The sequence below is a fragment of the Salmonella sp. NW177 genome (genome assembly GCF_051811585.1).
Lineage (GTDB): Bacteria > Pseudomonadota > Gammaproteobacteria > Enterobacterales > Enterobacteriaceae > Salmonella > Salmonella enterica.
This window is the reverse complement of sequence record NZ_JAMMZV010000011.1, coordinates 86,742-93,223: the sequence shown is the minus strand read 5'-3', so window position 1 is coordinate 93,223 and position 6,482 is coordinate 86,742. Positions and strand designations below refer to the sequence as shown.

The following is a 6,482-nucleotide window of genomic DNA, read 5'->3' as shown; positions in this document are numbered from 1 at the left end:
GTGCCGTTGTTCCGTGTCAGTGGTGGCGCATTATAGGGAGTTATTTCTGCCTGACAAGAGGAAATTTAAAATAATTTTCTGAGTGCGCACTTTTTATTCTTTGCGTTTATTTTGCCGACGATTTGTTGGTTAAATGGGCTATTTCACGGGCAAAGTGCGCAACCTGCTCCCAGTCGGTGTACACCACTTCTTTACTGGTATCCGTTTCGCCGCCCGACATCTTCATAATAAGTTTGATCATCAGACGGTCATACCAGCGATAGCGGGGATAGCGAAGCGCGCCTGCAATGACGGCACAGTAGTCAGGTCGCCACGGAGAGCTCATTAAAAACTTCCGCGCGTAGCTGTTAGTCTGCGGCGTCCGTTTTTCAGCTTTACGCGCCACCAGGTTAACGGAATAAAAGGCGCTCGGCATTCCGTTCAACCGCGTGGCGTATTTCTTAACGAACTCCTGAAAGGCGCTGTGGTAATGACCATAACGAATAGACGCGCCAATCACTACGCGATCATAGCTATCCCAGTCCGGCTCTTCTGCGCGATGCAGATTAACGACATCGGCCCAGATCCCCATCTCTTTGAGTTCAGAAGCCAGATAAGAGGCAATTTCGCGCGTTTGTCCGTCCCGGGTAGAGAAAAGAATCAATGTTTTCACGTGTTACTCCATTATTCACGCCAGAAAGTCGGGGTAAAAAGTACCAGCAAAGTGAATACTTCCAGACGACCAAATAGCATGTTGGCGATGAGTATCCATTTCGCAACCGGATTCATACTGGCGAAGTTATCAGCAACCACCCCCAGCCCCGGTCCCAGGTTATTAAGCGTAGCCACTACCGAGGCGAAAGCCGAGAAATCATCTACGCCTGTAGCGATAATAGCCAGCATACTGACGATAAATACCAGCGCGTAGGCAGAAAAGAATCCCCAGACGGCTTCCAGAATACGTTCTGGCAGCGCCCGGTTCCCCAGCTTAATACTGTAAACGGCATTCGGATGCACCAGACGTTTGAGTTCGCGGTTCCCCTGTTTAAACAACAACAGAATACGGATGACCTTTAACCCCCCGCCCGTTGACCCGGCGCAACCGCCAATAAACGCGGAACATAGCAGCAAGACGGGCAAAAACAGCGGCCAGCGCGCAATGCTGTCCGTGGTAAACCCTGCCGTTGTCGCCATCGACACAACCTGGAAGAATGCCTGATTTAGCGTTGTCAGCGCCGAGTCGTAGATATTATGGAACCACAGTACCAGCGTGCAGATTACCACCAGCGTCAACTGTACGCCGATGAACATGCGGAATTCCGGATCGCGCCAGTATACTTTCAGGCTACGCCCGCTTAATAAAGAGAAATGCAGGCCATAGTTACAACCGGAGATCAGCAGGAAAATAGCGATGATGGTATTAATAGTGGGACTGTCAAAATAGCCTACGCTGGCGTCATGCGTTGAGAAGCCGCCGATAGCGATAGTGGAGAAGCTGTGTCCGATAGCATCAAACGCGGGCATCCCTGCAAACCATAGCGCCAGCGCGCAGGCTACCGTTAGCAAGACATAGATAAGCCACAGCGTTTTCGCCGTCTCGGCAATACGCGGGCGCATTTTGTTATCTTTCAGCGGCCCCGGCATTTCCGCCCGATAGAGCTGCATCCCCCCGACGCCGAGGATAGGGAGAATCGCCACCGCCAGCACAATGATCCCCATACCGCCAAACCATTGCAGCATCTGACGATAAAAGAGAATGGCGTGCGGTAATGAATCCAGCCCCACCAGCGTAGTGGCGCCCGTGGTGGTTAACCCGGAGAACGATTCAAAAAAAGCATCGGTAATGGTGAGGTTTGGGCTTTCCGAGAAAATAAACGGTAGCGCACCCACGCTGCCCAGCACGGTCCAGAACAGCACCACGATAAGAAATCCTTCGCGGGATTTCAGCTCGCCCTTTTCCCTACGGTTTGGCCACCACAGTATGGAACCGATCGCCAGCGCGACAAAAAAGGTCTGCGTGAACGCTCTTCCTGCGCCATCACGATATATTAGCGCTACCAGTCCCGGGAGAATCATTGTCCCCGAAAATAAGATAACCAGTAGTCCAACGATTCGGGTAATGGCGCGAAAATGCATCTCTGCCGCTTCCTTTATTCTTAAAAATGAGGTGGGGATTATTCTTCAATCGCTAACAATTGCAATGAACCACGGCTAAAATCCGCCAGTTTTGTGGAAAATGCATTCACATGAGCAAAAGGAAGCGCCACCCTGAGCCGAACAGACGCCTGATAATCGCTGGAAACGATCTTCCCGGCAAACTGTCCTAATAATGCTTCGATTCCGGCCAACTGACCGTACTCACACTGCAAAGTATATTCGGTTAATGGCGTCTTGCGTTGTGTGGCAAGCTGACGTAATGCCTGATTCACACCGCCGCCATAGGCTTTTACCAGCCCGCCCGTACCCAGCAGAATACCACCATAGTAGCGCACGACGACGGCAGTAATTTCTCCGACGCCGCTGCCCATCAATTGCGCAAGCATCGGCTTGCCTGCCGTTCCCGCCGGTTCGCCGTCGTCTGAAAAGCCCAGTTGCTGTGAGTCGTCCGGCGCACCCGCCACCCACGCCACACAATGGTGGCGCGCATCAGGGTGCTCAGCTCTGACTGACTCAACAAACGCTTTCGCCGCGTCTACGCCATCGGTATGCGCCAATAGCGTAATAAAGCGGCTTTTTTTGATCTCTTCAACAACGGTGACCGGCGCTGCAGGGATTAACCAACTGTCCATTACGCCAGTTTTAAATCCCGCGTCATGTTTTCCACGCCGTTTTCGTGGATGACCACGTTATCTTCAATGCGAATACCGCCGAAAGGCTTGAGCGCTTCAATTTTCTGCCAGTTGAAGTGCTTGCTGAACGGCCCTTCGCGCCACGGCGCTAACAGCGATTCGATGAAGTAAATCCCCGGTTCGATGGTCAACACCATTCGCGGCTGTAACACACGCGTGCAGCGCAGATACGGGTATTTGGACGGCGCGGCGAGATGCGTACCGGAATCATCCTGCATAAACCCGGCCACATCGTGTACCTGCAGACCCAACGGATGACCAATACCGTGCGGCATAAACGGCCCGGTGAGATCATTTTCCACCATCGCCTCTTCACTCATGTCGGTAATGATTTGATGTTTACGCAGCAGCTTCGCGATGCGCTGATGGAACTGAATATGATAATCCACATAGCTGACGCCCGCCTTCATGGTAGCGATCAGCGCCAACTGTTCGTCGTTAACATCTTTCACCAGGTGGGCGTAGTCGTTATCGCTTTTCGCCGACCAGGTTCGCGTCAGATCCGCCGCGTAGCCGTTGTATTCCGCGCCCGCATCCAGCAGGAAACTGCGCATTTCAGACGGTGCCTGATGATCCAGTTTCGTGTAATGCAGCACGGCGGCATGTTCGTTCAGCGCCACAATGTTGCTGTATGGAACATCAGTATCGCGATGTCCCGTGGCGGTCAGGTATGCCAGGTTGATGTCGAACTCACTCATGCCGGAACGGAAGGCCTCTTCCGCCGCACGATGACCGCTCACCGCCATTTTCTGCGCTTCGCGCATACAGGCCAGTTCATAATCCGTTTTATAGGCGCGGTAGTAATGCAGATAGTCGATAACACCTTTCGGGTTGATGTTGCTGGCGGCGATATCCAATTGTAGCGCGCGCTCAGGAACCGGGCCGATATAGCCGATATTGCCACGCGCGGCAGGCAGCTGGCTGCCGATGCCATCCGCTTTCGGTAAGGCGACGACCTCGACTTCTTCCGTCCAGAAGGATGTTGGCAGCGGTTCAACGTTATGCCAGTAATCGACCGGCAGATAAAACCACAATTTGGGTTTGTTGACGCCATCGACCAGCAGCCAGCAATTTGGAACCTGAGTTACCGGCACCCACGCTTTAAACTGCGGATTGACCTTAAACGGATAAGGGTGATCGTCGAGAAAGACGTTGAAAAGCTCGCCGGAATGAATAAGTAACGCATCCAGCTTAAAGCGCGCCAGAACATCGCGCGTCCGTTCTTGTAAGGTAACAATATGATTTTTATAGAGCGCGGCCAGTGATTCCATTTTTTACCCTTCTGTTTTTTTGACCTCAAGTTCCCGCATCTTAGCACATCGCCCCACGAGAGCGTGATCTCTGCCGAGCGTGATCACATCGGCATTTCTTTAATCATTTATTTGCATTTTATTAACACAAAATACACACTTCGCTTCATCTGGTACGACCAGATCACCTTGTGGATTCAGGAGACTGACATGCTTTATAAAGGCGACACCCTGTACCTCGACTGGCTGGAAGATGGCATCGCCGAACTGGTGTTCGATGCTCCAGGCTCGGTCAATAAACTCGACACCGCAACCGTCGCCAGCCTCGGCCAGGCGCTTGAGGTGCTGGAAAAGCAACACGATTTAAAAGGGCTGCTGCTGCGCTCGAATAAAGCGGCCTTTATTGTCGGCGCGGACATCACCGAATTTCTTTCACTGTTCCTCGTCCCCGAAGAGCAGTTAAGCCAATGGCTGCATTTCGCTAATAGCGTCTTTAACCGTCTGGAAGATTTACCCGTACCGACCCTTGCCGCCGTAAACGGCTATGCGCTGGGCGGCGGGTGCGAATGCGTGCTGGCCACCGATTACCGTCTGGCGACGCCAGACCTCCGTATCGGTCTGCCGGAAACTAAACTGGGCATCATGCCGGGTTTCGGCGGCTCCGTTCGTCTGCCGCGTATGCTGGGCGCAGACAGCGCGCTGGAGATCATCGCGGCAGGTAAAGATGTCGGTGCTGAGCACGCGCTGAAAATCGGCCTTGTGGACGGCGTGGTCAAACAAGAGAAGCTAATTGAAGGCGCGATAGCGGTGTTACGCCAGGCCATTACCGGCGATCTCGACTGGAGAGCTAAACGCCAGCCGAAACTGGAACCGTTGAAACTCAGTAAGATTGAAGCGGCGATGAGCTTTACCATCGCTAAAGGCATGGTCGCACAAACGGCGGGTAAACATTATCCGGCGCCGATGACCGCAGTGAAAACCATTGAAGCCGCCGCGCGTTTTGGTCGTGAAGAAGCGTTGAATCTGGAAAATAAAAGCTTTGTTCCGCTGGCGCATACCAATGAGGCTCGTGCGCTGGTCGGTATCTTCCTCAACGATCAATATGTAAAAGGTAAAGCCAAAAAGCTGACCAAAGATATTGAGACGCCGAAACAGGCAGCCGTACTGGGCGCGGGCATTATGGGCGGCGGTATCGCTTACCAGTCGGCCTGGAAAGGCGTACCGGTCATCATGAAAGATATCAACGATAAATCGTTGAACCTCGGCATGACCGAAGCGGCCAAGCTGCTGAACAAACAGCTGGAGCGCGGCAAGATCGACGGTCTGAAGCTGGCGGGCGTCATTTCGACCATCCACCCGACTCTCGATTATGCCGGTTTCGATCGCGTAGATGTTGTTGTCGAAGCGGTAGTCGAAAATCCGAAAGTCAAAAAAGCGGTACTGGCGGAAACCGAGCAGAAAGTGCACCCGGAAACCGTGCTGGCCTCAAATACCTCCACCATCCCAATTGGCGAACTGGCAAGCGCCCTGGAACGTCCGGAAAACTTTTGCGGAATGCACTTCTTCAACCCGGTACACCGGATGCCGCTGGTTGAAATCATTCGCGGCGAGAAGAGTTCAGACGAAACCATTGCCAAAGTCGTCGCCTGGGCCAGCAAAATGGGCAAGACACCGATTGTAGTCAACGACTGCCCCGGCTTCTTTGTTAACCGCGTGCTGTTCCCCTATTTCGCCGGTTTCAGTCAACTGCTGCGCGACGGCGCGGATTTCCGCAAAGTCGATAAAGTGATGGAAAAACAGTTCGGCTGGCCGATGGGCCCGGCCTATCTGCTCGACGTGGTGGGTATTGATACCGCCCACCACGCGCAGGCGGTAATGGCGGCAGGCTTCCCGCAACGGATGCAGAAAGAGTATCGCGACGCGATCGACGCATTGTTTGACGCCAGCCGTTTTGGGCAAAAAAACGGTCTGGGCTTCTGGCGCTATAAAGAAGACAGCAAGGGTAAGCCGAAGAAAGAAGAAGATGCCGCGGTGGATGACCTGCTGGCAAGCGTCAGTCAGCCGAAACGCGACTTCAGCGACGACGAGATAATCGCCCGTATGATGATCCCGATGATTAACGAAGTGGTTCGCTGTCTGGAAGAAGGCATTATCGCAAGCCCGGCGGAAGCCGATATGGCGCTGGTCTACGGCCTGGGCTTCCCTCCGTTCCACGGCGGCGCATTCCGCTGGCTGGATACACAGGGCAGCGCGAAATATCTTGATATGGCGCAGCAGTATCAACACCTCGGCCCGCTGTATGAAGTGCCGGAAGGGCTGCGTAATAAAGCGCGCCATAACGAACCGTATTATCCCCCGGTTGAACCAGCCCGTCCGGTTGGTTCTCTGAAAACGGCTTAAGGAG

At 53.5% G+C, this 6,482-nt stretch carries 5 protein-coding genes; 1 reads left to right on the top strand and 4 read right to left on the bottom strand.

Features of this window, described 5'->3' with window-relative positions; all coding sequences use genetic code 11:
* Positions 1–106 precede the first annotated feature (106 nt).
* From hemG to pepQ, 4 genes are read right to left on the bottom strand one after another with little or no spacing between them, the layout of a single operon-like run.
* Positions 107–652, bottom strand: a complete 546-nt coding sequence (gene hemG / locus NA986_RS22900; protein ID WP_000853982.1) for a menaquinone-dependent protoporphyrinogen IX dehydrogenase — start codon at positions 650–652, stop codon at positions 107–109.
* A gap of 11 nt (positions 653–663) precedes the next feature.
* Positions 664–2,115: a Trk system potassium transporter TrkH gene (gene trkH, locus NA986_RS22895; RefSeq protein WP_000545688.1), complete on the bottom strand. Its 1,452-nt coding sequence runs from the start codon at positions 2,113–2,115 to the stop codon at positions 664–666.
* Positions 2,116–2,153: 38 nt separating this feature from the next.
* Positions 2,154–2,768, bottom strand: a complete 615-nt coding sequence (locus tag NA986_RS22890; RefSeq protein ID WP_000378897.1) for an IMPACT family protein — start codon at positions 2,766–2,768, stop codon at positions 2,154–2,156.
* Complete coding sequence (gene pepQ, locus NA986_RS22885) at positions 2,768–4,099, bottom strand: Xaa-Pro dipeptidase (RefSeq protein WP_000444529.1); 1,332 nt, start codon at positions 4,097–4,099, stop codon at positions 2,768–2,770. The genes NA986_RS22890 and pepQ overlap by 1 nt, the downstream gene beginning before the upstream one ends.
* A 189-nt stretch (positions 4,100–4,288) precedes the next feature.
* On the opposite strand from pepQ, the gene fadB reads away from it, so the two are divergent.
* Positions 4,289–6,478 (top strand): fatty acid oxidation complex subunit alpha FadB, encoded by a 2,190-nt coding sequence (fadB, locus tag NA986_RS22880; RefSeq protein WP_023215734.1) that lies wholly within the window; start codon positions 4,289–4,291, stop codon positions 6,476–6,478.
* Positions 6,479–6,482: the final 4 nt, after the last annotated feature.

Excerpts from the sequence above, each read along its gene's own strand:
- NA986_RS22890 (WP_000378897.1), bottom strand. The coding sequence starts at position 2,768 with ATGGACAGTTGGTTAATCCCTGCAGCGCCGGTCACCGTTGTTGAAGAG.
- fadB (WP_023215734.1), top strand. The coding sequence starts at position 4,289 with ATGCTTTATAAAGGCGACACCCTGTACCTCGACTGGCTGGAAGATGGC.
- trkH (WP_000545688.1), bottom strand. The coding sequence starts at position 2,115 with ATGCATTTTCGCGCCATTACCCGAATCGTTGGACTACTGGTTATCTTA.
- pepQ (WP_000444529.1), bottom strand. The coding sequence starts at position 4,099 with ATGGAATCACTGGCCGCGCTCTATAAAAATCATATTGTTACCTTACAA.